The 26,585-nt window shown below is 60.7% G+C and carries 23 protein-coding genes and 1 pseudogene; 4 read left to right on the top strand and 20 right to left on the bottom strand.

Features of this window, described 5'->3' with window-relative positions; translation table 11 throughout:
• Positions 1–200 precede the first annotated feature (200 nt).
• From PMI18_RS10170 to PMI18_RS10100, 15 genes are all read right to left on the bottom strand, one after another.
• Complete coding sequence (locus PMI18_RS10170) at positions 201–926, bottom strand: class I SAM-dependent methyltransferase (RefSeq protein WP_007903161.1); 726 nt, start codon at positions 924–926, stop codon at positions 201–203.
• Positions 923–2,170 carry an NAD(P)/FAD-dependent oxidoreductase gene (locus PMI18_RS10165; protein WP_007903164.1) on the bottom strand — a complete coding sequence of 416 codons (1,248 nt, stop codon included), beginning with the start codon at positions 2,168–2,170 and terminating at the stop codon, positions 923–925. Before PMI18_RS10165 ends, PMI18_RS10170 begins: the two co-directional genes overlap by 4 nt.
• The gene (locus PMI18_RS10160) at positions 2,157–3,317 is read right to left on the bottom strand and encodes a hypothetical protein (RefSeq protein ID WP_007903167.1); all 1,161 of its coding nucleotides are present in this window, start codon (positions 3,315–3,317) and stop codon (positions 2,157–2,159) included. The genes PMI18_RS10165 and PMI18_RS10160 overlap by 14 nt, the downstream gene beginning before the upstream one ends.
• Positions 3,314–5,653, bottom strand: a complete 2,340-nt coding sequence (locus tag PMI18_RS10155; RefSeq protein WP_007903169.1) for an MMPL family transporter — start codon at positions 5,651–5,653, stop codon at positions 3,314–3,316. The genes PMI18_RS10160 and PMI18_RS10155 overlap by 4 nt, the downstream gene beginning before the upstream one ends.
• Positions 5,637–6,239: an outer membrane lipoprotein carrier protein LolA gene (locus tag PMI18_RS10150; RefSeq protein ID WP_007903170.1), complete on the bottom strand. Its 603-nt coding sequence runs from the start codon at positions 6,237–6,239 to the stop codon at positions 5,637–5,639. Before PMI18_RS10150 ends, PMI18_RS10155 begins: the two co-directional genes overlap by 17 nt.
• The gene (locus PMI18_RS10145) at positions 6,236–6,661 is read right to left on the bottom strand and encodes an acyl-CoA thioesterase (RefSeq protein WP_007903171.1); all 426 of its coding nucleotides are present in this window, start codon (positions 6,659–6,661) and stop codon (positions 6,236–6,238) included. Before PMI18_RS10145 ends, PMI18_RS10150 begins: the two co-directional genes overlap by 4 nt.
• Complete coding sequence (locus PMI18_RS10140; RefSeq protein WP_007903172.1) at positions 6,654–8,198, bottom strand: HAL/PAL/TAL family ammonia-lyase; 1,545 nt, start codon at positions 8,196–8,198, stop codon at positions 6,654–6,656. The genes PMI18_RS10145 and PMI18_RS10140 overlap by 8 nt, the downstream gene beginning before the upstream one ends.
• Positions 8,179–9,126 (bottom strand): LpxL/LpxP family acyltransferase, encoded by a 948-nt coding sequence (locus PMI18_RS10135; RefSeq protein ID WP_007903173.1) that lies wholly within the window; start codon positions 9,124–9,126, stop codon positions 8,179–8,181. Before PMI18_RS10135 ends, PMI18_RS10140 begins: the two co-directional genes overlap by 20 nt.
• Positions 9,123–9,857: a glycosyltransferase family 2 protein gene (locus PMI18_RS10130; RefSeq protein WP_007903174.1), complete on the bottom strand. Its 735-nt coding sequence runs from the start codon at positions 9,855–9,857 to the stop codon at positions 9,123–9,125. The genes PMI18_RS10135 and PMI18_RS10130 overlap by 4 nt, the downstream gene beginning before the upstream one ends.
• 155 nt (positions 9,858–10,012) lie before the next feature.
• Positions 10,013–11,695, bottom strand: a complete 1,683-nt coding sequence (locus PMI18_RS10125; RefSeq protein WP_007903176.1) for an acyl-CoA synthetase family protein — start codon at positions 11,693–11,695, stop codon at positions 10,013–10,015.
• Positions 11,692–12,237 carry a hypothetical protein gene (locus PMI18_RS10120; RefSeq protein ID WP_007903177.1) on the bottom strand — a complete coding sequence of 182 codons (546 nt, stop codon included), beginning with the start codon at positions 12,235–12,237 and terminating at the stop codon, positions 11,692–11,694. Before PMI18_RS10120 ends, PMI18_RS10125 begins: the two co-directional genes overlap by 4 nt.
• The gene (locus PMI18_RS10115; protein ID WP_007903178.1) at positions 12,234–12,488 is read right to left on the bottom strand and encodes an acyl carrier protein; all 255 of its coding nucleotides are present in this window, start codon (positions 12,486–12,488) and stop codon (positions 12,234–12,236) included. The genes PMI18_RS10120 and PMI18_RS10115 overlap by 4 nt, the downstream gene beginning before the upstream one ends.
• 9 nt (positions 12,489–12,497) lie before the next feature.
• Complete coding sequence (locus PMI18_RS10110) at positions 12,498–12,758, bottom strand: phosphopantetheine-binding protein (RefSeq protein WP_007903179.1); 261 nt, start codon at positions 12,756–12,758, stop codon at positions 12,498–12,500.
• The gene (locus PMI18_RS10105; protein WP_007903181.1) at positions 12,739–13,548 is read right to left on the bottom strand and encodes a lysophospholipid acyltransferase family protein; all 810 of its coding nucleotides are present in this window, start codon (positions 13,546–13,548) and stop codon (positions 12,739–12,741) included. Before PMI18_RS10105 ends, PMI18_RS10110 begins: the two co-directional genes overlap by 20 nt.
• A complete protein-coding gene (locus PMI18_RS10100; RefSeq protein WP_007903182.1) occupies positions 13,524–14,249 on the bottom strand; it encodes a beta-ketoacyl synthase chain length factor in 726 nt (241 codons plus the stop codon). Before PMI18_RS10100 ends, PMI18_RS10105 begins: the two co-directional genes overlap by 25 nt.
• 358 nt (positions 14,250–14,607) lie before the next feature.
• On the opposite strand from PMI18_RS10100, the gene PMI18_RS10095 reads away from it, so the two are divergent.
• Positions 14,608–15,378, top strand: a complete 771-nt coding sequence (locus PMI18_RS10095) for a ParA family protein (protein WP_007903183.1) — start codon at positions 14,608–14,610, stop codon at positions 15,376–15,378.
• Positions 15,379–15,478: 100 nt separating this feature from the next.
• Here the strand turns inward: PMI18_RS10095 and trxC are convergent, their stop codons facing one another.
• The 5 genes from trxC to PMI18_RS10070 form a co-directional block, all read right to left on the bottom strand.
• On the bottom strand, positions 15,479–15,913 hold the full coding sequence (gene trxC / locus PMI18_RS10090) for a thioredoxin TrxC (protein ID WP_007903184.1): 435 nt from the start codon (positions 15,911–15,913) through the stop codon (positions 15,479–15,481).
• A gap of 115 nt (positions 15,914–16,028) precedes the next feature.
• Positions 16,029–17,492: a protein adenylyltransferase SelO gene (gene selO / locus PMI18_RS10085; protein WP_007903185.1), complete on the bottom strand. Its 1,464-nt coding sequence runs from the start codon at positions 17,490–17,492 to the stop codon at positions 16,029–16,031.
• 48 nt (positions 17,493–17,540) lie between these two features.
• Positions 17,541–20,891 carry a mechanosensitive channel MscK gene (gene mscK / locus PMI18_RS10080; RefSeq protein ID WP_007903188.1) on the bottom strand — a complete coding sequence of 1,117 codons (3,351 nt, stop codon included), beginning with the start codon at positions 20,889–20,891 and terminating at the stop codon, positions 17,541–17,543.
• 34 nt (positions 20,892–20,925) lie between these two features.
• Positions 20,926–22,668 carry a potassium/proton antiporter gene (locus PMI18_RS10075; protein WP_007903190.1) on the bottom strand — a complete coding sequence of 581 codons (1,743 nt, stop codon included), beginning with the start codon at positions 22,666–22,668 and terminating at the stop codon, positions 20,926–20,928.
• 286 nt (positions 22,669–22,954) lie between these two features.
• Positions 22,955–24,580: a methyl-accepting chemotaxis protein gene (locus PMI18_RS10070; RefSeq protein ID WP_033036663.1), complete on the bottom strand. Its 1,626-nt coding sequence runs from the start codon at positions 24,578–24,580 to the stop codon at positions 22,955–22,957.
• A gap of 275 nt (positions 24,581–24,855) precedes the next feature.
• On the opposite strand from PMI18_RS10070, the gene PMI18_RS10065 reads away from it, so the two are divergent.
• The 3 genes and pseudogenes from PMI18_RS10065 to PMI18_RS31960 all read left to right on the top strand — a co-directional run.
• Complete coding sequence (locus PMI18_RS10065; RefSeq protein WP_007903194.1) at positions 24,856–25,086, top strand: hypothetical protein; 231 nt, start codon at positions 24,856–24,858, stop codon at positions 25,084–25,086.
• Positions 25,083–25,385 carry a cell division protein ZapA gene (locus PMI18_RS10060; protein WP_007903196.1) on the top strand — a complete coding sequence of 101 codons (303 nt, stop codon included), beginning with the start codon at positions 25,083–25,085 and terminating at the stop codon, positions 25,383–25,385. Before PMI18_RS10065 ends, PMI18_RS10060 begins: the two co-directional genes overlap by 4 nt.
• 145 nt (positions 25,386–25,530) lie before the next feature.
• Positions 25,531–26,568 (top strand): annotated as a pseudogene (locus tag PMI18_RS31960) (HAMP domain-containing protein); the annotation flags it as partial.
• Positions 26,569–26,585: the final 17 nt, after the last annotated feature.

Below are 26,585 nucleotides of genomic sequence, written 5' to 3' on the forward strand. Positions count from 1 at the left end.
TGGGGGGGGGAGCCTGTGTGGCGAGGGGGTTTGTCGGAACGCCGCATCGCCCCGTTCGGCTGCGTAGCAGTCGTAAAACCATCGCATGCGGCTTACTTGATACACCGCGATTGCAGGTTTTGGGGCCGCTTCGCGACCCAACGGGGGCAAGCCCCCTCGCCACACAGGCTCGCTCCCACAGGTTTGAGTTGCGCTAGACATCAATCAGCACCTTCAAGAGGCTTGCGCGCAACCACATTGACCAGGGTTTCTTCCCGTTGGCCAAAGGGTTTTGGCTGGCGCAGGCCGAAGCGTTCGAGCAGGCCGAAATCCTTGGCGCGACTCCACCACAAGTAAGGGTAAGACACGTTCTGCGGGCCGAATTCAAAACCCTGTCGACGAATCATGTCCAGGTAGCCGGCAGCGCTCTTTTGCACATGCATCGGGTGGCGGAACAGCCAGCGAATCACCCACGTATCAATGTAAGCCTCGGTGGACTCGGCGAACAGCAAATAGCCGCCCGGCTTGAGCACTCGATAGAACTCGGCCAGGGCCCGCTCCTGCTCGACAAGGTGATGGAAGGTCTGGTGACAGAACAGCAGATCGACGCTGGCGTCCGGCACGTTGATGCTGGCGCAGTCGCTGCCGATCAGTTCTACATCCATGCCCTGACGAGTCGCTTCTTCACCGCTCAGGTTCAGGCTGTGAAGATCGGCATCCAGCCCGATCAGGCGTTGAGGCGCGAAGGTCTGGCGCAGGTACTGGAACGACTTGCCCTGGCCGCAACCGGCATCCAGCAATACCGGGTTGGCGGGCAATGGCGCGCTGAACAGGTCGCGCAAATCATTGATCGCCACGCGCAATACATGGTGCTGCCAGGTGTGACTGCGCAGGAACCAGAAACCGAAACGGGTTTCTTCGACGTAGTTGTCGCTCAAGTAACTCATGTCGGATCCTGTGCGCAAAGGTCCGAGATCATCCGCAGTCGACGTTTGGGTTCGCTGACGAACGGGTTGCGTTCATCCCAGGCGTAACCCGCGAGGATCGAGCTGATCATGCGGCGGATATCCGCTGTGCCGCCCTGATAGAAAATCACATCCTGAAAGGTCCCCGCGTACCAGCCTTCGACGTAGCAACGGAAGGTGTCGACGCCGCGCTTGAGCGGTTCGGCGAATTCGGTCTGCCAGTTGACGCTTTCACCTTGCAGTTGGCGGTGCAGCACCCCGGCGGCCATGCTCGCCGAACGCATGGCGATGGTCACGCCGGAAGAGAACACCGGGTCGAGAAATTCCGCCGCATTGCCCAGCAGGGCGAAACCTGGGCCATGCAGAGTTTTGACGTTGGCCGAATAGCCGCCGATGGTCCGTGCGGGCGTATCCCACACGGCGTTGTTCAGTACACCGGCCAGGCTTGGGGTTTCGGCGATGAAGCCGCGCAAGCAGTCGTCCAGATTCTCGGTGCGGCCTTCGAAGTGCTCGGCGGCTGCCACCACGCCCACCGAGCAACGGCCGTTGCTGAACGGAATGGTCCAGAACCAGATGTCGCGCTGGGTCGGATGGGTGGTGATGAGGATTTTCTCCCGGTCGAAAGCCGGGCTGTCGATGCAATCTTCGACATGGGTGAACACGGCCTGGCGCACCGGGAAGTTCGACGGTGCTTCAAGGTCCAGCAAGCGCGGCAGCACGCGACCGTAACCGCTGGCATCAAGCACGAAGTCGGCTTCGACGCGGTACTGGCTACCGTCTTCGCGAAGTACGTCGAGCTGCGGTTTAGGCAGGCTGAAATCGGCGCTGACGATGGCTTCGCCGTAACGGACATCGACGCCTTGCAGCTCAGCCTGATCGGCCAGCAGCTTGTCGAAATCGGCGCGCTGGACCTGGAACGTCGTTGGCTTGCCGTTGCTGAACGTATCGCCGAAATCGAAGGCGCTGTACTGATCGCCCCAAGCGAACGCTGCGCCGTTTTTGCGCTGGAAACCGGCCGCATTGACCGCCTCGAGCATGCCGGCTTCTTCGACGAAATCCAGGCAGTGGGACAGCAGGCTTTCACCGATGGAAAACCGTGGGAAATGCTGGCGCTCGATCATCAGCACATCATGGCCTTGACGCTTGAGCAGCGCGGCGGCGATGGCGCCCGAGGGGCCAGCGCCGATCACCAGTACCTGACGACGTTCCATTTCAACTGTTGGCACGGGTGCTCCTTGCCGGGGCGGCGATGTTCAAAGGGATTCGGTGCATGCCGGCGAGTGCCGGCAGCAGGGTTGCGATCAGGCCCATCAACATCAGCGCGAAGTACAGCGCCGGGCTGATGAGCTGTTGTTGCAGCAGCAGGTTGAGAAAGACGATCTCGCTCAAGCCGCGAATATTCAGTAAAAGGCTTTCCCGCCAGCGGCTGGCACCTTCAAACGAGGCGCCAGCCCAGCCGAGGCCCAGCCAGTTGCCCAACAGTTTGCTGGCGATCGGCAACAGCAGGAGCGCGGCCAGTTGCACCCAGCCGAGGCTGGCCATCGCGCTATGCACGTTGATCTGCACGATACCGAACGTGAGGATCAGCGGGATGGCGATCCAGGTCTGCAAACGGCTCATCCACGCCGCCGACAATGGCAGCACCAATGGCACCTTGAGTGCGGCCATGCACAGCAGATAGCCGATACCGAAAATCAGCGCATTGAGTTTGAAGTGTTCGGCGACCACCAGCAGCGCGAAGAAGCAGCCGCTGTGCAGCAACGGTTGGCGCAATCCGAGCAGGCGCAGCAACAACGGCAGACAGGCGCCGGCCAGCGGCAGCAAGAGGCTACTCAGGTGCAGGCTGCCCTGGGCGAACGCGAACAGGGTCCAGCAGGTCAGGTCGATCAGGATCGCGGTTTGCACCAGACGCCGGGTGGCGGCGGGCGGGTAGTTGATGTGTCGCAGGTACAGATACAACACCGGAATCGCGGTGATGGCGAACAGCAGACCGACCGCCAGCGAGCTGATCCACGGCTGCGGCGGCAACAGCCAGACCGCCGTCGCCAGCCCGCAGGCAAACGGAATACAGAAACTCGGCAGGGCGATTTTCAGGCTCTGGCGTTCCAGTCGCAGGTCGATCACGTCGCTGAGAATGTGCCCCAGCAGCAAGGCAAAGCTCAGGCTGTAGAGGTTCTTCAGCCAGCCCGGCGAGATCAGGTCGGCACCGCTCAGTTGCCAGCCCGGTTCGATCCAGAAGTACATCAGCAGCGGCAGGCCGAAGGTCGCCAGCAGCAACTGGCTGACGATCGGAATCAGACCGAAATGACGACCGATACGAGTGGCCATGGCGAACAACACCAGGGCCATCATCCAGAACACTGCGACCATCATGCTGCCGGCTCTGTAACTGGGGCGGCATGGACTTGGCGTCCGGCCCACGGCGCCAAGATGAAACTGAACGCCAGGCCGAGGCTCACCGACAGGCCGAAGTTGCTCACCGCCGGTGTGCTGGACACCGCCAACAGGCCAAACGACAGCCAAGTGGTCACCGCTGCCAGCAAGGTGCCCAGCAGACTCGCCGCGGCACCGCCGATCTGTTCGCGCATGAGGATCGCGTAATCGACGCTGATGGCCGTCACCAGCAGCAGACCGAACAGGCTGAACAATGTCAGCGGCTGACCGAGCCAACCGAGGCTTGCCAGACTGCACAGGGCCGCCAGCAACGGCAGGGAGACGATTCGCAACGCGCCACCGAAACCGAATGGCAGGATCAGCACCAGCACGATCAACACGCAGGAGGCGAGTTTCAATTCAGCGGCGCTGATTTGAGTGGCGGCGAAAACCTGGTTCAGTTCGCCGAGGCGATCCACCAGTTCCACACCCGGCAAGTCCAGCGCCTGAACCCGCAACAGCGTGGGATTGTTCAAGCCTTGCAGGCTGACCATCGCCGCCACGCCATCATCGGTCGGTCCCAGCCACAGCGTGCGATAGGGTTCTGCCAATGGGCCGGCCAGCGCTGCGTCGATGTCTTCGATGGGCAGCGCCTGCAACGTTGCCAGCTCGGCTTGCAACGCGGTGGCCGGCACGCCGAGGGCGAGCAACGGTTGCCAGAACTGCGGCAGCTTGCTCAGTGCTTCACGCACTTTGCGCTGTTCGCTCGGTTGGCTGACCAGTTGATTGAGCGACAGGTAGCCCTGAAGTTTTTCCAGATTGACCAGTTGATCCAGGCGCTCGCTCAGTGCCGTCAGGCGTTCGAGCAACGCCTGCTGATTGGCCGCGCGCACCAGGAAAAACTGGCTGGTAGGTTGATAGCCGGTGATGCGTGCGATGGTCTGGGCTTCGTCAGTCAGTTGCTGCGGTGTGCCGACCCATTGGCGAATGTCGTTTTTGCTCTGCAACTGCAACAGACCGCCGACACAGAAGGCGATCAGCAATGCCAGCAGGACTGGCGTGCGCAAGTATTTGAGCAACGTTTCACGCAGCTCCAGCAACTTCTCGGCGATGCGCATCGGCCACTGCGCCGGGCGCAGAACCACGCCCTTGAGCAGCGCCGGCAGCAGGCACACTGCCGACAGGTAGGCGCCAAGCAGGCCGGCGGCGGAGAACACGGCAATTTGGGTCAGGGCCGGGAACGGTGTCCAGGCCAGGGCCAGGTAGCCGATGCAACTGGTGATCAGGCTCAGGGTCAGCCCCGGCAGGGTCAGGCGTAACGCCGGCCAGCTGTGCCAGGGTTTCAGGCTCCAGCTTTTTGAGAGGTAATGCAGCGGGTAATCCACCGCCACACCGATCAGGCTTGAGCCCAGCACCAGCGTCATCACATGCATGTGGCCGAACAGCGCCACGCAGGCCACCGCACCGAACAGCATGCCCACCAGCACCGGGACGAACGCCAGCAATACCCGCCAGCGCCGGAAGGCCAGCAACAGCAGCAACAGAATCCCGACCGTGGCGCCGCCGCCGACCCAGGTCATTTCCCGCGCGGCTTGCCGTTGACCGCTGGCGGCATACAGCAAGCCACTGGCGGCGAGCAGTTGCACATCCGACCGGGCGGCTTCTTCGCGACTGTGTTGCAGCAGGTCAGCCACTTGCAGCGGCAGGTTCATGTCGAACGCGTTGCCGGCGGTTCGCGCCCGCAGCATCACCCAACTCTTGCCATCGGCATCGGCAACCAGCGTACCGCTGCCGATGTCCAGTTGCACCGAGCCGTGTTGTGGCTGGCTGTTCTGGATGCGCCCGGTCAGGCCGAGCCAGTCGTCCTGGCTCGGTACCAGGCTGAAGCCGGTGAACGGGTCGAACAGGGCTTGTACCCGTTGCTGAATAAAGGCGTCGGGGTGCTCGATGAGTTGCTGCCGGTCGGCCACGGACAACATCGCCAGGCGGCCTTGCAGCAATTGTGCGCGCAGCGCCGGCAAGTCGGCCTGCAGGTTCCACTGGACCTTTTCGAAGACGCCGCTGGCCTGCCACTGCTCGCCGAGTTTTTGTGCCATGGCGATGGCTTGCTGGCGGTCTTTATGGCCGACCAGCACCAGCATTTCCCGGTTCAGCGGTTCTTGCATGCGTTGTTCGGCGCGCAGTTCCAGCGCGTCCGGTGCCGTGCCTGGCACCAGTTCCATCAGATTGGCCGACAGCGGTGCACCGTCACGCCATTGCCAGCCGGCGAGCGCGAGCACCGCCAGCAGCAGGATCAGAAACAGCCGCGGCAGCATCCGTTCACTCGGCAAAGTCATGTTGCTCCGCATCGCTCAAGGGTTGTGCGCTGGTGCTGTCCTGCATGCGCAACAGGGTTCGGTCGCCCTGGGTTTCGAGCAGCTCGATGCTGTGCACCAGTTCGCCGCCGTCAATGTTGATCTGATTGAACACCTGCTTGAGCAGCATCGAGCGCGGGGTCAGGGTCAGCTTCCAGCGCTGTGCATCGCCGCTCAGCGAAAGCTCGAAATCCCGTTGCAGGCCGCTGCTGTCGCCTTGCAGCACCGCGAGGAACAAGCGGTTCTGTTCGGCGCCGGCACTCTTGTTCGGCAGCATTTGCCAACCGTTGGCATCACGCCGGGCAATGCCCTTGTCGCTGATGCGGTAGTCCTGTTGCAGCGGGGTTTTCAGCAGCCAAAGCAAACCATGGTTTTTTGCCAGAACGAACGTGCCCTTGCTGGTCAGCGGCTGCGGCAGGGCGCGCAGGTGTTTTTCCTGGATGAAGCTGCCATGGATCACATCGGGTTTGGCCAGTTGATCACTGAGTTGCTGCAGATCGAAGGCCTGCGCCAATGATGAGAGCCCGAGTAACGCTAAAGCGCCAAGGCATTTGAACAGCGAATTCATGGCAGCATCCTTTCAACCGCATCGGTGAACACCTTCGGTGACGCCAGCTGCATTTCGCGGCTGCTCATGTCGACGGCGACCTGCACGGAACAGGCGCGGGTCAGGCGTTCGCCGGTGGCCAGATCGCTGATCAGGTAATTGATCTTCAGGCGGTTTTCCCACTCCACCAGGCTGGCGCGCACATTCAGCTTCTGGCCGAACACCGCACCGCGCACATAGCGCAGTTGCAAGTCGATCACCGGCCACGCGTAACCCGACGCCACCATGGCGTCGTAGTTGTGGCCGATCCTGTCCAGCAGCGCACAGCGAGCGACTTCCAGGTATTTGACGTAATGGCCGTGCCAGACCACGTTCATGGTGTCGACGTCAAAGAACGGTACGAGGATTTCCGTGTCGGTGTGCAGCACTCCCTTGCTACGCATGCAACCTCCAGTGTTGTTCGGCGATGCGTTGCAGGCACAGGCGCAATTCGCCTTCCAGGGCACGGTCTTCGATGACCGGTGGGAAGTCCTTGGTCAACTCTTCGTGCATCGCGGCCAGGGCCGGTGGCAATGGCCGCGCGTCTTCAGCCTGGCCGCGCAGCCAGACGCCTTGGTTGGCGGCCAGCAGCGTGGCGGCGGCGACCTGTTCGGTCAGCTCCAGCACGCGGATGGCGTCGCGGGCGGCGATGGTGCCCATGCTGACTTTGTCCTGGTTGTGGCACTCGGTGGAGCGCGAGAAGACGCTGGCCGGCATGGTGTTTTTCAGGGCTTCGGCGGTCCAGGCGCTGGTGCCGATCTGCACTGCCTTGAAGCCGTGATTGAGCATCGCGCGGTCGGCGGTGGCGCCGGACAGATTGCTTGGCAAACCATGGTTGTAACGCTCGTCCACCAGCAGCGCGAGCTGGCGGTCGAGCAAGTCGGCGACATTCGCCACCAGGGTTTTCAGACTGTCCATGGCGAACGCGATATGGCCGCCGTAGAAGTGCCCGCCGTGCAGCACGCGTTCGGCTTCGGCGTCGATGATCGGGTTATCGTTGGCGCTGTTCAGTTCGATCTCGATGAACGAGCGCAGCCAGTTCAAGCTGTCGGCCAGCACCCCGAGCACGTGCGGCGCACAGCGCAGGGAATAGCGATCTTGCAGGCGATGCAGCGGCGCGGTCGGCGCATCGATCGCCAGATCCTTGCGCAACCATGCAGCGACTTGCATCTGCCCCGGATGGGGTTTGGCGGCGAACAGACGCTCGTCGAAGTGCTCCGGGTTGCCCTGCAACGCGACCACGTTCAGCGCGGTGATGCGCGTGGCCAGTTGCAACAGGTAATCGGCGCGGGCGTAAGCCAGGCAAGCAATGCCGGTCATCACGGCGGTGCCGTTCATCAGCGCCAGCGCTTCTTTGGGGCGTAATACCAGTGGCTCCCAGCCCAGTTCGCTGTGTACATCGGCGGCTTGTCGACGCTCACCGCGGAACATCACTTCGCGTTCGCCGGACAAGGTTGCGGCGACATAGGACAGCGGCGTCAGATCGCCGCTGGCGCCTACCGAACCTTCTTCTGGAATCAGCGGCAGGATGTCGTATTCGAGAAAGGCTTGCAGGCGCTCCAGCAGTTCCACGCGTACCCCGGAAACGCCTTGGCACAGCGACTGCAAACGCGCCGCCAGCACCGCACGGGTGGCTTGGGCGTCGAGCAGTTTGCCCAGGCCGCAACCGTGGAAGGTATACAGATGACGGGGCAGGGCTTCGACATGGTGCAGCGGCACCGCCACCACACAGGAATCGCCATAACCGGTGGTCACGCCATAGATCACGCCTTCCTTGTCCAACAGGGAATCAAGGAATTGCGGGCCCTTGGCGATGCGCTGGCGAAAATCGGGGTCGCCCTGCAACTGCGTCGGTACCTGACGGTTGGCCAGGGCCAGCACGTCTTCGATGCGCAAAGGGAGTTCGCCGAAGGTTACCGGCTCAAGCGTTGGCGTCGTCATCGGTCTTCCAGAAAGGGTAAAAGTTGAACCATTGTTGGGGCGCTTCGAGGCAATAGTGACCCAGGCGTTCGGCGTAGCGGGAGGCCCACTGATGAATGACCTGTTCGCGGTCGCTGCGTTTCCAAACGATGGCGTCGGCGAACGGTTCGAGGGTCAGCCGATAGTCGCCAGTGGGTTTCTTCAGGCACAGCATCAGGTTGATCGGGCATTTCAGCAGGCCGGCCAGCAACCATGGGCCCTGAGGGAACGCGGCTTGATGACCGAGGAAATCCACGCTCACGCTGCGTCCGCCATGCAGCGGCACGCGGTCGCCGGCAATCGCCAGCCATTCGCCGCGCTCCAGGCGTTCATGCAGTTGCAGCATGATCACCGGGTCCAGCTCGCTGACCTGAATCAGCCGCAGATTGGTCGCCCCGGCTTCGCCCAGCAGGCGGTTGAACTGTTCGGCGTGCTTGGTATGCACCAGCACGTTCATGGTGACTTTCTCACCGATCTCGGCCAGTGCCCGGCAGACCTCGAGATTGCCCAGGTGCGCGCCTACCAGCATTTGCCCGCGTGTACCGCGCAGTTTATTGCGCAGCAGCGCCGGGTCGATGATTTCGATCTGATCGATGCTCAGCTTGCCATTCCACACATCGAGTTTGTCGAGCATGGAGTCGGCGAAGGCCATGAACTGGCCGAACACCTGCCAATGGCTCGGGCGCAATTCGCTACGACCGCTCCAGTCAGCGAGCCGCTGCTGGTATTGCCAGGCGCTTTTGCGGGCGCTGCGCCCGAACAGGAAAAAGTACAGCACGATGCCGTACAGCAGCGGGCTCAGCAGTCGGCGACCCAAGACTTTTGCGCAAAGCGCAGTGAACTTCATCAACCAGAAGCTGCCGCGCTCCTGGCGGTCGGCCCAGTGCTGTTTGTCTGCGTTGTCGCTCATGCTCGCCACCGTCGCCAGAGGATCACCGGTGCGCGCAGCAACATGCCGAAGAACAGCCGGGTGTGCATGCTCGAAATCAGTACATTGTCGTGGAACAGGCGGAAATGCGAGACACCATCCAGAGGGTAATGAACCCTGGTTTTCAGCCACTGCATCGGCTGATTACGCCAGGCTAGGCGTACCAGGATGTCGGAGTCGAAGTCCATGCGCTTGCCAATCCTGGCCGAGTCGATCAGTGCCAGGGTCGGTGGCAATGGGTAGACGCGGAAGCCGCACATGGAGTCGCGAATCTGCAACGACAGGGTGTTGATCCAGACCATGACGTGCGTCAGGTAGCGGGCGTACAAACGACCTTTCGGCACACTGGTGTCGTATTGCGGATAACCGCAGATTACCGCCTCGGGATGGGCACGCGAATGCTCGATGAAGACCTTGACGTCTTGCAGGTCGTGCTGGCCGTCGGCGTCCACCTGCAAGGCGTGGCTGAAGCCCAGGCGCGAGGCTTCGCGCAAACCGGTCATCACCGCGCCGCCCTTGCCTTGATTGATGGTGAGCCTGATCAGGTAAACCCGGTCACGCTGGGCCAGTCGGTCAAGCACTTTGGCGCAGGCCGGGCTGCTGGCATCGTCCACCAGAATGCATGGCAGGCCACTGGCAAGCAGCGCATCGACCACGGCAGTGATTGCGGTTTCGTGGTTGTAGACAGGGATGATTGCGCAGGGGTTATGCATGATCAGAAACCTCCACAGAACCCTTGTTTTGAAGGCGCTTACTGTGGCGAGGGAGCTTGCTCCCGTTCGAGTGCGAAGCGCTCGCAATGAAGTCTGCGTTGGTTGATTTGGGGGCCGCTTCGCAGCCCAGCGGGAGCAAGCTCCCTCGCCACAGGTTATGCATCGCTTGACGCCTCCAGCAAAATCCGCCCACTGGAGCAGGTGGCGGTTTCATTGCGATAGGCGAAATACAATTTACTGCGCGCCGAGTCGAAGCGCAGGTGCAACTGGATTTCATCACCGGGGCGTACCAGTTGCTGAAATTTCAAGACTTCCATACCGGCGAATTTTGCCGGCAGGTCCATCAATTGCTGGCCCAGGTTCAACGCCCAATCCACCTGCACTACGCCGGGCAATACTGGCGCTCGGGGGAAGTGTCCGCTGAAATACGCCAGGTCTGGCGGGACGGCCAGTTGCAGGTTCCACTCGCCATCGGCTTCGAGCTGCTCCAGCACTTGCGGCGCCTTTGGGCGTGGCGCCAGCAGCAGGGCTTCAACTTCGGCCTGGGGCAGTTTTCCCTGTGCGTTCAGCGGCAGTTGCCGCAACAAGCGCCAGCGTCGTGGCAGGGCCAGCGTTTCACAATGCTGGCTCAGATGCTGACGCAAGACTTGAGTGAGGCTGCGTCGTCCCAGATTGCGCAGGGCATACAAACCTTGCTCGCTGAGCACCAGCACCGCACCCAATGAGGCGCGGTTTTCCTGAACCACACCGAGGCGCGCTTCGGCGACCCAGTCGTGAGCCGTCAACGCTTGTTCGAGCATCGGTAGCGAGATACGTTTTTCTTCCAGTTTGACGATTCGGTCCAGCCGTCCCAACAGCTCGAAACGGCCGTCGGCGGCGATGCGCGCAGCATCGGCGGTGTGCTCGATATAGCCGGCCGGCAAGTACGGTGAAGCGATAAGCAGGGCGCCATCGCTGTCCTGGCTCAGCGCAACATCAGCGAAGGGCTGCCAGAGATTCTGGCCCTGACGCCAAGCGATGCCGCCGGTTTCCGAACTGCCGAAGATTTCTGTCGGCCATTGCTGCAGGCGTTCATGCAGGCTTTGCGCCGCTTCGGCGGGCAGCGCGCCACCGGAGGAAAACACTCGGCGCACTGCGCTCAGCGCGGGCCAGTCGAGGTTGTCGCCCATGCGTTTGAGCAGCGCCGGGCTGGCGACCCAGGCGAAGGCCGGGTGTTCGCGACTGGCGCGTTGCAGGTCTTCCGGGAAGGCCAGTTGTTTACGCACGAACGAACGTCCGGCGCACAACGGCCACAGCACCCGAAACAGCAACCCGTAGATGTGCTGCGTGGCAACGCTGCCGATGATGCAGGCCGCGCCCAGATCTGCGCCCCACAGGTGCTCCAGCGCTTGGACTTCGTTGGCCAGTTGGCGCAGGGTTTTGTCGATGCGCTTGGGTTCACCACTGGAACCGGAGGTGCACAGGCTTAGCTGACAGCGATCCAGATCCAGCGGACTGGCCGGCAGCGGTGGATGCTGGTAATCGCTCAGGTGCGCATCCTCGGTGTGATCGGTCAGCCACAGATCGACCTCAGTCGACCAGCGCTGGCGAGTCTGCGCTTGTAGGTCGGCGGGCAGCAGCACGCTGACCCCGGCACGCCAGGCGCCGAGCAGGGCAATGGCCAGGTCGGCAGCGTCCTCAAGGTGCACGGCGATGCGCTGGACCCCCTGAGCTTGCAGGCCGGCAGCCAGGCTCAGGGCCTGTTCGCACAATTGCGCGTGGTTCAACGCCGGTTCCACCGTCACGGCACGGTCCGGCTGAGCCTTGAGCAACAGTTGCTCAAGTGTTATCCAATTCATGGGCGGCCTCTTACCCGTTGTCGTATCAGCCATTCAATGGCAAACATCAGGCCGATCAATCCATAGGAGATCAGGCCGGTGTACAACATCCACCAACTCAGCGGCGCCCAAAGGGTCAGGGCGGCGGCGCACAAGCCGTTACAGAGAAAAAACACGCTCCAGGCAATCGTCACCTGGCGGGTGTAGCGAATGGCCCTGGCCGGTAATTCCGGTTCTCGCAGACGGGCCAGGCGTTCAATCATCGGCGGGCCATATTTCAGGCTCAGGCCGAACAGCGCCAGCATGAACGCGCTGATCAGCACCGGGTACCAGCGCAGCAGCACCGGGCTGTCGAACAGCGCCAGCAACAGGCAGAACGCGATGGCGACCACGGCCATCCACAGGCTGCCAGGCCGCCGCTCGCCAGTCAGCGCCCGCGCCAGCCACAGGCTACCCAGCAGCAGACCGAACTGCCACGGGGCAAAATGCTCCATGCCGAAATACACCGCAAAGGGGTACAACAGGCCTGCCAGCAGCAGGCCGAGGCCGATCAATCGGCTCATGCGGCCGGTTGAACCAGGCGGTAGACCGCCTCGACCACGTCGCTGACGGTACGCACCGATTTGAATTCTTCGGCAGCGATTTTCTTGCCGGTCTGGCGTTTGATGTGATCGATCAGGTCGACCGCATCGATGCTGTCGATTTCCAGATCCTGATACAGGTTGGACCCCAGGCTGATGCGCTCGGGCTCCAGCTCGAAGAGTTCGACCAGAGCATCGCGCAGGGTATTGAAAATATCGTCACGAGTTTGCATGGTCCGGTCTCAAGCTGCCTGTTTTGCAGTGACGAACGCCGCAAGGCTCGCCACGTTGGTGAAGTGATTACGGGTGTCCTTGGCGTCGGCATCGATTTTGATGCCGTACTTTTTCTGGATCGCCAGGCCGAGTTCCAGGGCGTCTACCGAGTCCAGGCCCAAACCTTCGCCGAACAGCGTCTGATTGTCGCCGATGTCGTCGACGCTGATGTCTTCGAGGCCCAGTGCTTCGATGATCAGTTCTTTTATCTCACGGTGTAGATCGCTCATCTTCGGCGAGCTCCTTAATAAAGTAATGGTGCAAATAATCATTGAGCTTGCGCGAAGCCTGAGGCGCAGGCCCTTGCGTAGCGAAGGCCTGTGGGTCTATATCGGCCCCAACGCGAAAACTGAAGTGCACGCGGCGTTTGGGAATGCGATACCAGGGTTCGGCCTTGGTCAATGTGGTCGGACTGACCTTGATGATCACCGGGGTGAGGATTCTCGCACCGCGCAGGGCGATTGCCGCGCCACCCCGATGAAAGGCCGGCGGTTTACCGGGGTGGGTGCGGGTTCCCTCAGGAAAGATGATCAGGGTCTGACCGCTTTTCAGTGCGTCGGCAGCGGCGTCGAGCATGTCCATGCTGCCGTCGTTGCTGATGTAATCGGTGCGGCGTAGCGGACCGCGGGTGAACGGGTTTTCCCAGAGGCTTTTCTTGACCACGCAGTTGGCATGACCCACCAGGCCGATCAAAAACACCACATCGATGAGCGAGGGGTGATTGGCAACGATCATCTGGCCTGGTCGGCCGAGCTTTTCCGCCCCTTGAATGTCATAGGTCAGCACGCCAGTGCGAGCCATGAAACGAATGAAAAACCAGAAACACCGGCTGACTGTCTGTCGTGCCCGCTGACGATGGGCCTGGGCGTCTCCCGGCAGACAGCTCAATAGCGGGAACACTACCAGTCGCAGGCAAAGCCCGCCCAACCCGAACAGGGTGAAGCTTGCGGCAGTGGCCAGCAGACGCCAGTAATAGGCGTCGCGGTTTTTATCGGTTACGGGTTGCGTTGCCAGGTCCATACACGATTTTTCCAGGCATGTTGGCAGGTAGTCTGCTGGCCGAGCAGGGTGCGTAACAGATTCAGGGCATGGGGCCAGTGGGGTTTGGACAACGCTTGCGAGGTGCTGTTCAGCGACAGCTGCCACTGATTGCCGGGCGTAATCAGCAGGCCCACCGCATAAGGGAATGGCACGTCGTCGATCCAGGCGGAGTAGGCCGCGGGCGGTTGCTCTTCCGTCACTACCAGCAGCACCGCAGGCGCGCCTTCATCAAGCAACGCCGCCGCCTCTAGCATGCCGTGTTCAAGGCCATCGCCAGCCGCGGCGAGGGCAGTCATTTCGCTGGTTTCGCCGCGCATGATCGACCACAGGCCAATGACCGCGTTGTGCACCGACAGGCTGAACTGAGTGGGCGACAACGGTTGGTCAGTCGCCAGATCGCTGAGAATTTCGAAAGTGCGCGGGGTTTCGCCGTGGCGGGAAATAAAGACCAACGGTAGGTCCTGGTGACCATCCGCTAACGGCCAGCCAACGCTGAAGGCCATCCGCGCCAGACGGCTGAGTCGCCGACGCTGCATGGCAGGCAGAAACGACACATCGGGGGCGGCATCGCTACGCTCGAGCACGACCGGTTGTCGGCTCCAGGCCAGCCAATCATCCACGCTTTCAAGCCCAGGGGCCCACGCGCGCCATTGGGCGATGTTGAAGTTGATCACAGACATTCATCCCGCCCCTGCGGGCTTCCTTGACGCGGTGAGTCGCAAAAAAGTGCGGCCGACCTTACGTGGCGCTTAACGCCGAGTGGCGCGCATTATCCCGGTGCGGCGGGCGTGTAGCAAATGCTGGTTACATTTTGCGCAACGAAATGTACCGACTGGTTCGCGAAAAAAGCTGTCGTTTGGCCATTATCCACGTTGCAGCAGACATGTCTGTCGGCTCTATCGGTTGTCGATGGCCGAGTTGGCGGCTTTTTCTGCCGGATATTTACCAATGAGTTCGTAGTCCCGATGCCAGTGAGGTAGCTAAGCAGCGCCGTGGACTACTACACTCGGTCATTCTTTGATACACGGAGGTTTTGACATGCGGCGCGTGGTGTTCAATCAGAAAGGTGGCGTGGGTAAATCAAGTATCGCCTGCAATTTGGCGGCGGTCAGCGCCAGCGAAGGCTATCGCACGCTGTTGGTGGATCTCGATGCCCAGGCCAACTCCACTCAATACCTGACGGGACTCACCGGTGACGATATCCCGATGGGGATCGCTGACTTCTTCAAGCAGACTTTGTCCTCCGGGCCGTTTTCGAAGAAAAACCAGGTCGATATCTACGAAACTCCATTCGATAACCTTCACGTCGTTACCGCGACCGCCGAGCTGGCTGACTTGCAGCCCAAGCTTGAGGCCAAGCACAAGATCAACAAGCTGCGAAAATTGCTCGAGGAACTGGACGGCGATTACGACCGAATCTACCTCGATACTCCGCCAGCACTGAATTTTTATGCCGTCTCGGCCTTGATCGCCGCTGATCGTGTGCTGATTCCCTTCGATTGCGACAGTTTCTCGCGTCAGGCGCTGTATGGCTTGCTGGCGGAAATCGAAGAGTTGAAGGAAGACCACAACGAAGGGCTGGAGGTTGAAGGCATTGTCGTCAACCAGTTCCAGGCCCGTGCCAGTTTGCCCCAGCAGATCCTCGATGAATTGATCGCCGAAGGGCTACCGGTGTTGCCGGTGTACCTGGCCAGTTCGGTGCGCATGCGCGAATCCCACCAGGCCAACACGCCATTGATCCACCTCGACCCGCGGCACAAACTGACCCAGCAGTTCGTCGACCTGCACAACCTGCTGGAAAACACCTGAAAAGCAAAAGATCGCAGCCTTCGGCAGCTCCTACAGGATTGGTTAAACGCCGATTTCCATGTAGGAGCTGCCGAAGGCTGCGATCTTTTTCAGGCTGCTATCAGATCCCCTGACTGCGCAACCAGCTCATCAACTGCGGCAACGGGAAGGCCCCGCTCTGGCGAGCCACTTCCCGGCCGTTCTTGAACAGAATCAGACTCGGGATCGAGCGAATCCCCAACTGCGCCGACAGTTGCTGATTCGCCTCGCTGTCCAGCTTGGCCAGCCGACACTTGCCCACCAATTGCCCCGCCGCCTGTTCGAACACCGGCGCGAACGACTTGCACGGCCCGCACCAATCCGCCCACACATCCACCAGCAACGGCAGGTCGCCCTTGATCTGACTGGCGTAATCGCCTTGCTTCAATTCGAACGGCTTGTTGAGCAGCACTTCGGCCTTGCAGCGACCGCATTTTGGATGGTCGTTGAGACGCTCGGCGGGGATGCGGTTCAGGCCGTTGCATTGGGGGCAGGGGATGAGGAGTGGATCGGTCATGATTGGCTCTCAGTTGGGCAGTCTATGAAACTGATCTGGAGTTGAAGGTGCTCTTTATCAAGGAGATAGGTTTTAAACCATTATCTTCTTCGGTTGCGAAAGGGCTTATCTTCACTCACGACGAACAACTGATCTCCAGATGCTTGCCCCATTCCGGTGGACGCTCGGCGTAGCGCTCCATTCCAGGCTGCTCCTCGAACGGATTGCTCAGCACCGCGTGCAAGCGGCGAACCTCCGAGTAGTCACCGCTCTCTGCCGCATCGATGGCTTTTTGCGCCAGATAGTTGCGCAGGATGTACAGCGGATTGACCGCATGCATTCGTTTACGGCGCTGTTGCTGATCGCCGTTGCCTTCACGGGCAACCCGGGCAATGTAGAGCTCGCCCCACGCATCGAAACCCTTGAGGTCGACGAAGTCATCGCGCAAGCGGGCGATGGCCAGTTCGGGTGATTCGTTGCCGAGGCGGCGGAAGAACAGGCTGTAATCGACGCCGCTGTTCTGCATCAGTTGCAGCAGATGCTCCAGCAATTTCTGGTCGTCGTCTTCGGCAGTGGTGAGACCGAGGCGGCGGCGCATCAGGTCCAGGTAGTGGGCCTGGAACAGCGGCAGGTACAGGCCGAGGGTTTCGCGCAGGGCTTCGACGCTGATGAATGGCGTCAGGGCCTGGGCGAGGGCGCTGAGGTTCCACTGGCCGATCGGCACCTGGTTGCTGAAGGAGTAGCGGCCTTGGTCATCGGAGTGGTTGCAGATGAAGTGGGCGTCGAAGTCGTCGAGGAAGGCGAACGGGCCGAAGTCGAAGGTGATGCCCAGGATCGACATGTTGTCGGTGTTCATCACGCCGTGGCAGAACCCATAGGCCTGCCATTTGGCAATCAGCTCGGCATTGCGTTCGACGATTTCGCGGAACATCGCCAGGTACGGTTCCGGCTGTTCCAGGCAATGCGGGAAATGCATGGCCAGCACGTGCTCGCCGAGTTCTTTCTGTTGCTCGGGGCGCTTGGTGTAGTAGAAGAATTCGAAATGCCCGAAGCGCACATGGCTGGGGGCCAAACGCAGGACCATGGCCGCGCGCTCCTGTTTCTCACGCCAGACCGGCGTGTCGGAGCCGATCACGCACAGCGCGCGTGTGGTGGGAATGTTCAAGGCATGCAGGGCTTCGGAGGCGAGAAACTCGCGGATCGATGAGCGCAGCACCGCCCGGCCATCGCCCATGCGCGAGTAAGGCGTCTGACCGGCGCCCTTGAGGTGCAGGTCCCAATGCTCGCCGGCGTTGTTATAGATCTCGCCCAGTAACAGGCCACGACCGTCGCCCAACTGTGGGTTGTAAGAGCCGAACTGATGCCCGGAATAGACCATCGCTCGCGGCTCGGCCTCGGCCCAGAGCTTGTGGCCGCCGAACAGCTCGGCGAACACCGGCGTTTCGGCCTCGGCCGGGTCCAGGTCCAGCAGCGCCATGGCGGCGGGGCTGGCGACTACCAGTCGCGGAGCGGCGATGGGCTCGGGCAGCACATGGGTTGAGAACGCATCGCCCAGGCGGGCGAAGCGATTGTCGAAGGTCAGTTCGTCGAGGGCTTTCAACGGCCATCTCCAGCAGAATGTCCGAGCATTCTGCTAGGGATAGCGCGGTTAGTCGAGTTCGACAGGTGGCGGTTCGCGTCGCGGTTTGCTGTCGACCACCGGCACGATGGTCTTGGCTTCCGGCTCGATCGGCACCATCTTGTATTCCTGGCCGTGAAGGTTCTTGAGGTAGACCTCCATCTGCCGGAACGAGATGTTGATGTGCTGCTTCTTGAACTCGCGATTGATGAAGCGATTGACCTCATCGAGCACCGGGTTGCGGTCGCCGAGGTCACGTACATGCATACGCAACTCGTGGTCGAGGGTGCTTTCGCCGAAGTTCAGGAAGTACACGTGGGGTTCCGGATCCTTCAGCACGCGCGGGTTATCCCGGGCAGCCTTGAGCAGCAGCTCTTTCACCAGGTCCAGGTCCGAGCCATAGTCGACACCGAGCTTGAGGGTTACCCGGGTGATGGTGTCGGTCAGGGACCAGTTGATCAGTTGCCCGGTGATGAACGTCTTGTTCGGAACGATGATGTCCTTGCGGTCGAAGTCGGTGATGGTCGTGGCGCGGATGCGGATCTTGCTCACTGTGCCCGACAGGTTGCCAATGGTGATGGTGTCGCCGATCCGCACCGGGCGTTCGAACAGGATCATGATGCCGGAGATGAAGTTGGCGAAAATCTCCTGCATCCCGAAACCGAGACCGACCGATAGCGCCGCCACCAGCCATTGCAACTTGTCCCAACTCACGCCGAGCGTGGACAGGGTCGAGACGAAACCGACGCCAGCAATCACATAGGACAGCAGCGTGGTCGTGGCGTAGGAACTGCCTTGGGCCAGGTTCAGCTTCGACAGCACAAACACTTCCAGCAAGCCCGGCAGGTTGCGCGCCAGCGCAAAGGTGATGCCGATGATGATCAGCGCGCCGAGCATGTCACCGATGCTGATCGGCACCATGCTCATGTTGGCACCGGTGCCACTGGTGTATTCGTAAAGAGTGATGTTATCCAGGTACGAGAACACCGAAATCAGGTCCGACCAGACCCAATACAGCGCCGCGATGAACCCGCCGAGCAGGGCCAGGCGAATCAGGCGCAGGGACTGCTCGTTGACCTTCTCGATGTCCAGGGTCGGCTCTTCGATCACCGCTTCGCCGTCGCCGGCCTCTTTCGCAGCCTGACGTTTGGCCAGTGCGCGTTGATAGGCCAGGCGCCGTGCCGCAACGCTGAGACCGCGCACGAAGGTCGCTTCGATCACCAGCCAGAACATCAGCAGGTAAAGCGTGTTGATCAACCGGTCGCTGAGTTTCAGCGCGGTGTAGTAGTAGCCAAAGCACACGGCGACGAACAACGCGATTGGCAGGGCTGTGAACAGAACCCCCACGGCCTTGCGGAACAGTGAAGCGTTCTGGTGAGTCGGGCTGCTGACCAGCAGGCGGCTGAGCAGCCAGGCCATCAAGGCGTAGCAAGTCAGCACCACCGGCATGCCGAGCACGTCATCGGCCAGTATCGCCGGTTGCAACTCGGCGACCGCCACCACCGCCACCAGGGCCATCACTACCAGGCCGAGCCGGCGAATCCAGCCTTGAAGGAATTCGACCTGAGGTTTTTCCCAGCGAAAATGCAATTCGGCGACGCCGCCCGGCGCGAGGATGCGGTAGGCGGTGTAGAACACCAGCCAGGCCTGGGCCATCTGCAGCAGCGCCGCGCCCATATTGGCGTTTTGCCCGCGGGCGTCGATCTGCAAAGCCAGGCCGCACAAGGCCAAACCCAGGGACACCGGCATCGCCAGCAGGATGTTGATCAGAATCGCCTGCGGTGTGTGCCACTGGCTGTCGCGCTTGAAATGGCCGATGTCCAGGTGAACTTTATTCAGGCGGGCATAGAGATTTTTGCGGCGCCACAGCAGCGCCCCGATCAGAAAGGCCAGCGGCAGGAACAGCAGTGGCCGCTGGGTCAGGCCATCGGTCAGCTCGCTCACGCTCGAGGCCCACGGCAGGGTGGTGACCTGACGTTCCAGGCGTTCCGGCACGGCGTATATCCACTCAAGATCCAGCGGCTTGTTGCTGGGAATCCAGAACATTTGCTCATCCAGCGTCGCCCTTAGACTTTGCGCGGTGCTGAGCAGTTGTTTCTGATTGAGTTGCAACGTGATGGATTCGTTGAGCACCGCGCTCAACTCGCGATTCAAGCGCTCCAGCAGGTCCGCGCGGGTCGTGGCCAATTCCAGCAGGCTCTTGCGCAGTTGCGGGGTGACTTGCTCTGGCTGTTGAGTCGCCAGCAAGTTGTCGACATAGGTTGTCGGGTTGCTGAGCAGTTCCCGCTGCTGACTGACTTCGAACTGATACAGGCGAATGTCGGCGATCTGATCCGCCAGATCGCGGTCGAGCTTGAGCCGCGGCAGGGCCTGTTTCTGTTTGTAGAGAATCTTGGAGAGCAGCAGGCTGCCCTTGAGTACGTTGATCTGTTCGTCCAGCGCCGAATCGCTCTGGGTCACGCTGTCCAGTTGCTGTTTGGTCTGCAGGTTCTGTTGGGTGACTTCGTTGAGACGGTCGGTGCTTTTAAGCAGGTAGTCGGAGAGCTTCAGGTTGGCCGCGCTTTCGGTGGCCAGCAGGCTGCTGCCACCGGCCTTCTGCGCTTCGATGGATTGCTGGGTCACCGTCTCTTGCGACTGGGCCAGGCGTTTCTGGTTGATCAGGGTTTGCAGCTCCTGGATCTCTTGATCCAGGCGATTGGATTTTTCCGTGAGCAGGTCATGCTGGCTGTTGCCCAAATCTTGCAGCTGACTGTTACCGGCCAGTTCCTGGCGACGCAACGGGATCAGTGCATTCAGCGCCGCGAGCTCGGCGTTGAGCTGGTCACGCTGTTCAGCGCTCAACGTCTTGCCGTTGTCTTTTCCGATTTTGAGGATGTTGTTGATTTGCTGAATGCGCGTCTGGCTGGCGGAAATTTCGGCCTGGGCACGCTCGGGACGGGTCTGGGCAGTGATCACCAGACTGTTGGCCTCGGCCAGTGCCTTTTGCAGATCGCTTTGCTGCGTCGAGCGTTCGGTCAATAACTGCTCAAGCTGCTGAATGGTTTCTTTGGAGTAGCGTTGCGCCACCGGCACCACATGGGTGACCTTCAGGCGAGCCAGTTCACGCTGGTTCTCGATGTTCTGCTTTGGCGCGCCAGCCAGCTGCTGCTTGAGATCAACCAGCTTCTGCTCGTAATCACGCTTGTTGGTCAGTTGCGTCAACGTGCCTTGCAAAATGCTTTGCAGGGCCTTCTGATCGGCTTCCGGCAGTTTGCGCTCGGCGATCTTGTCCAGGCTCGCCTGCACGGCTTCGCTGGAGGGCGGTTCGGCGGCTTGCAGCGTGCTGATGGAAAGACTCAAGCCCAGCAGGGCCATGATGAAAAAGGTGCGCAGAGTTGACATAAAGACCGATCGAAAACGAGACGAAGTGTGGAGTTTAGAGGAACAGGCCGGGGCCGGGGCGACTTCCTTCGGGGAATCTGACGCCCACTTTACCAATCTTGTTCCCTTCCATGACAGCGACGGTCCAGAGGGTGTTGTTCCATTCCACCTGGTCACCGACTACCGGCGCACCGCCTACTTTCTGGGCAATGAAGTGGCCCAACGACATGTTCGGATCGATGCCTTCGACTTTCAACCCGTACAGGGCAGCAACCGCGCCCAGCTGGGCGTCTCCTTCGAGTACGAAGTCGCCGAAGAAGCGCAAATCCAGACCCCGTTGAGGTGCCTGACTGAAGAGTTTTCCGAGGGCCGGAAGGTTGTGCTCATGGCCGATGACACAGAGCAAATCATCGACTTCGAGCACCGTACTACCCGACGGATGGAGCAGTTGTTGGCCGCGAAACAGGGCCGCGATACGGGTGCCTTCGGGCATTTTCAGCTCGCGAAGAGGGGATCCAATGCACCATTTCTCGGCACCGAGGCGATACACGAACAACTCCCACTCGCTGGTGACATGCACTTCCAGCGCCGATCGGGAGATCGGCAAAGGCTCTGGCGGGACGGTCACTTTCAAAAGCTTGGCAACCCAAGGCAGGCTTGTGCCTTGCACCAGTAGCGACACCAGCACGATAAAGAACGCCAGATTGAAGTAGAGCTGAGCATTGGGTAGCCCCGCCATCAGCGGGAACACCGCCAGAATGATCGGTACGGCACCGCGCAGGCCAACCCAGGAGATGAATGCCTTCTCGCGACCATGGAACGCCTTGAAGGGCAACAGGCCGACCAGCACCGAGAGCGGGCGAGCAAACAGAATCATCCACAGCGCCAGGCCCAGCGCTGGCAAAGCAATCGGCAGCAGGTCATGGGGCGTGACCAACAGCCCCAGCACCAGGAACATGCCGATCTGGGCCAGCCAGGCCATGCCGTCGAGCATATGCAAAATGCCGTGGCGACTGCGGACCGGGCGGTTGCCGATCACCAGGCCACACAGGTACACCGCCAAAAAGCCGCTGCCGTGCAGGGCATTGGTCAGGGCAAACACCACCAGACCGCCAGCAATCACCAGAATCGGATAAAGGCCGGTGGCCAGGTTGATACGGTTGACCAGTTGTAGCATCAGCCAGCCACCGCCGAGGCCGATCACACCGCCGATGCCGAACTCACGCACCAAATGCCCCAGCAGACTCCAATGCAGGCCGGTTTCGCCGCTGGCGAGCATGTCGATCAAGGTCACGGTGAGGAACACCGCCATCGGGTCGTTGCTGCCGGATTCGATCTCCAGGCTCGCGCTTACCCGTTCGTTCAGACCCTTGCCGCCCAGCAGCGAGAACACGGCCGCGGCGTCGGTGGAGCCGACGATGGCGCCGATCAGCAGGCCCTGAATCATATTGAGGTCGAACAACCACGCCGCCGCCATTCCGGTCAGTCCGGTGGTGATCAACACCCCGACCGTGGCCAGCGACAGCGCCGGCCATAACGCCACGCGAAAACTCGCCACCCGGGTGCGCAAGCCACCGTCGAGCAGGATCACTGCCAGGGCGAGGTTGCCGACCAGATAAGCCGTTGGATAGTTATCGAAAATAATGCCAGCGCCGTCGACACCGGCCGACATGCCCACCGCGAGGATGATCACCAGAATCGGGATACCGAGGCGCGATGAAAGTGAGCTCACCAGAATGCTCGCACCTACCAGCAACGCGCCGATCAAGAACAGGCTGTTGATGGTCGTCGCATTCAAAGGCAGTACTCCAGAAAGCTAAAGGCGGGCACAAACTGACCATGCAGTCTGCGTGCCAGCGATTCTAACCTGTTGAAATGTGATGCTGTCAAAAAGCTTTTGACAGCGATCATGCACACCCGCTTGAGCCGGGTGAGATCACTGTAGCGAGGGAGCTTGCTCCCGCTGGGTCGCGTAGCGACCCCAAACCGACGCTGCGGTGCGTCAGGTTCAGCGCGTGGGTTCATTGCGACTGCTTCGCAGCCGAGCGGGAGCAAGCTCCCTCGCCACAGAGGTGGTGTAGCCGTTACAGGCTAAACCGCCCAACCATGTTGTTCAGGTCCAGCGCCAGGCGCGACAGCTCGTTGCTGGCCGCGCTCGTCTGGTTGGCGCCTGTGGCCGATTGCACCGACAGGTCACGAATGTTCACCAGATTGCGGTCCACTTCACGGGCCACCTGTGCCTGCTCTTCGGCCGCGCTGGCGATCACCAGGTTGCGTTCGTTGATTTCGACGATGGCGCTATTAATAGTGTCCAGCGACATGCCTGCACCGCGTGCGATATTCAAGGTCGACTCGGCGCGTTCGGTGCTGTTGCGCATCGAATCCACGGCGTGTTCGGTGCCGCTCTGGATGCTGCCGATCATGCGTTCGATTTCGCTGGTCGACTGCTGGGTGCGATGGGCCAGGGCACGCACTTCGTCGGCAACGACTGCGAAACCACGACCGGCTTCACCGGCACGGGCGGCTTCGATGGCGGCGTTCAACGCCAACAGGTTGGTCTGGTCGGCCAGGCCGCGAATCACGTCCAGCACCTTGCCGATGTCCCGAGACTCGTTGGCCAGATCACCGATCAGGGTGGCGGTGCTCTGTACGTCGGCGCTCATGCGCTCGATGGCACTCACGGTTTCCTGTACCAGGTCACGACCGTCGCCAGCCGAAGTGGTGGCGTTTTTCGAGGCTTCGGAGGTGCTCACGGCGTTGCGGGCGACTTCTTCCACGGCGCTGGTCATTTCATTGACGGCGGTGGCGGCCTGTTCGATTTCGTTGTTCTGCTGGGTCAGGCCACGGGCGCTTTCGTCGGTGACGCTGTTGAGCTCTTCCGCGGCGGACGCCAGTTGCGTGGCCGAACCGGAAATCCGTTGCAGGGTGTCACGCAGTTTTTCCTGCATCTTCGCCATGGCGGCCAGCAGGCGACCGGCTTCGTCTTCACCGTCGACCGTAATCGGGCGCGTGAGGTTGCCTTCGGCGATTTCTTCGGCGGCGCTCAGGGCATTGGCGATTGGCTTGGTGATGCTGTTGGTCAGCAGCCAGGCGAACAGCAGGGTCAGGCCGGTGGCGATGACCAGCAGAGTCACCACCAGGTTGAAGGCCGACGAATACTGATCGCTGGCTTGCTGATTGATCTTCGTCGCCTGCTCGTTGTTGATCTGCATCAGCCGATTGAGCACGTTGTTGACTGCTTCGGAGTTGGTCAGCAAATCGGTGTTGAGCAGTGTGCGCAACTCTTCGATCTGATTATTGCGTGACAGGCCCTTCATACGGTCTTCGAGCTGACGGTATTGGGTCAGCAACTGAACGTACTGATCGTAGCTGGCGCGTTCTTCAGGGCTGCTGATGTATTTTTCGTACTCGGTCTGGGCGGTACGGATTTGCTCATTGCGTTGCTCGAACAGAGCCATGGTTTTCTGCTGCACATCCGGCTCGCGATTGGTCAGCAACCGATAGGACAGAACCCGCAAACGCAAAGTGAGCTGGGTGAACTCATCAAGCGCCTTGATGCTCGGCACATTGGTCTGGATGATGTTTTCGCTGGCGCCGCGAATCTTGCTCATCTGGTTCAGCGCGAACACCCCCAGAACCAGCATCAGGCCGCCAATCAAGGCAAAACCGAGGAACGCCCGCGGTGCGATATTCATATTTCGTAAAGACATGGTGTTCACCGAAAAAAGCGCATCCGTGCGGGGCTGAGACTGCTGTATGCATGACTTATCGGTCATACGACTAAAGTCTTGAGGTGCTGCGCGTTTTTGTCGCAGAAGGGTTGCGGCGACGAAGTGCAGGAACCAGAGCCGCCAAACACAGTCTTTAAAGATCGCGAGGAAGGTCGCCCGCCAGCAAAATCAAGGCCTTGCGCCCGAATAACCCTGGCGTCAGTGGTGACTTTTCTTTATCGTACGCGCCCTTTGAAAATGCCTGGAAAATCAAAATGTTGGAAGCATCCCTCAGCCAATTGGAACAACTGGTCAGCGACCTGGTGCAGCAAAATCAGACCCTGCTCGGCACCAATCAATCCCTGAGTGCAGAACTGGCCCAGGTCAAGGATGAAAACGAAAGCCTGCAACTGAGCCTGATGGAACAGGAAGAGAAACAAGGCGCCACCGCCGCACGCATTCAGGCCTTGGTTGAGCGTGTCAGCGCCGGCCCTGTCAGCGCATGAGTTACGGCGCCGCAGGGGTAAAAGTCGTCTCGATTCTGGGCGAGGACTATTCGATCAAGGCGCCGGCCGGGGAAGAGCAGACCCTGCTGGACGCCGCATTAATGTTGAAGGCCGCCCTGGCCGAGACCAAAAAGAAATACCCGACGCTGATCGGTGACCGCTTGCTGGTGCTGGCGGCGATGAATCTGTGCTCGCAGCAGATCGAAATGCAAAAGCGTCACCAGCAAGAACTCGACCGTTACCAAGAGCAAGTCAGCGCCACGGTTGAAGTGATCGCCAAGACCATCAATCAGGCCTGATCAGCTTTGCGCACAACCAAAGAATAAATTGTCGATTTAGTTGTATACAATCGGCACGGCTGTTGCAGTGTTTCAGCCTCTTATTCTTTGGGGGTGCTCCATGCAGTTCTGGCGACGCAGTATTCAATGGCAGTTGATCCTGAGCATGGGCACCGCCCTGCTGGTCAGTATTCTGATCGTGGTTGGCGTTTATACCCTCGTGGTCGACCGCCTCGCCCAGCGCTATCTGGTCGAACAAGCGCTGCCGTCGAGCATCGAGGCGATGCGCAACGACATTGAACGAATCCTCGTCCAACCCCTCACCGCCGCCAAAGACATCGCCAGTAACAGCATGGTGCGCGACTGGTTGACCGGGGGCGAGAACAGCGCCCAGACCGACACCTTCGTGAAGTATCTGGAAGGCATCCGCGCCGAGCACAAAGCCTTTACCGCGCTGATTATCGGGGCCGCTTCAAACCATTACTTCACTGAAAAAGGCCTGGATCGAACGCTCAGCCGATCCAATCCCAACGACGCCTGGTTCTATTCGTTCCTCGACAGCAACCAGCCGCGCACCCTCAATATCGACAATGACACCGCCACCGGTGAGTTGGCGCTGTTCATCGACCTCAAGGTCGAACACGCCGGCAAAGTCGTGGGCGTCGCCGGGCTTGGTTTGAGCATGAAAGAGCTATCGGAGCTGATCCACAATTTCAACTTCGGTGAGCGCGGCAAGGTCTATCTCGTGCGCTCCGACGGTTTGATCCAGGTTCACCCTGAGGCGCAGTTCAGCGGCAAGCGTACGCTGGTCGAACAGATTGGCGCCCCGGCGGCGCAAGCGGTCATGGGGCAGCTCTCTACCTCCACCGCGTTCGCCACCAGCAGTTTTGTCCGCGACGGCGAAGATTTTCTGGCGCTGAGCCTGCCGCTGCGTGATCTGGGCTGGACCCTGGTGGCCGAAGTGCCGCAGTCGCAGATCTACGCTGAAGCCCGTCGCGCGATGTGGATGAGCAGCGGCATCGGCCTGGCGGTGGCGCTGGTGTGCCTGTTGCTGGTGGTGTTGCTGGCCCGTGGATTGGTACGACCGATTCGTCAGGTAACAGCGGCGCTGGTAGCCATCGGTAGCGGTGGTGGAGATTTGACCCACAGGTTAGATTCCAGCCGCGCCGATGAACTGGGTGACCTCGCTCGCGGTTTCAATCGGTTCCTGGAAAGTCAGCG

Source organism: Pseudomonas sp. GM102 (assembly GCF_000282555.1).
In the GTDB taxonomy this organism is placed as follows: domain Bacteria; phylum Pseudomonadota; class Gammaproteobacteria; order Pseudomonadales; family Pseudomonadaceae; genus Aquipseudomonas.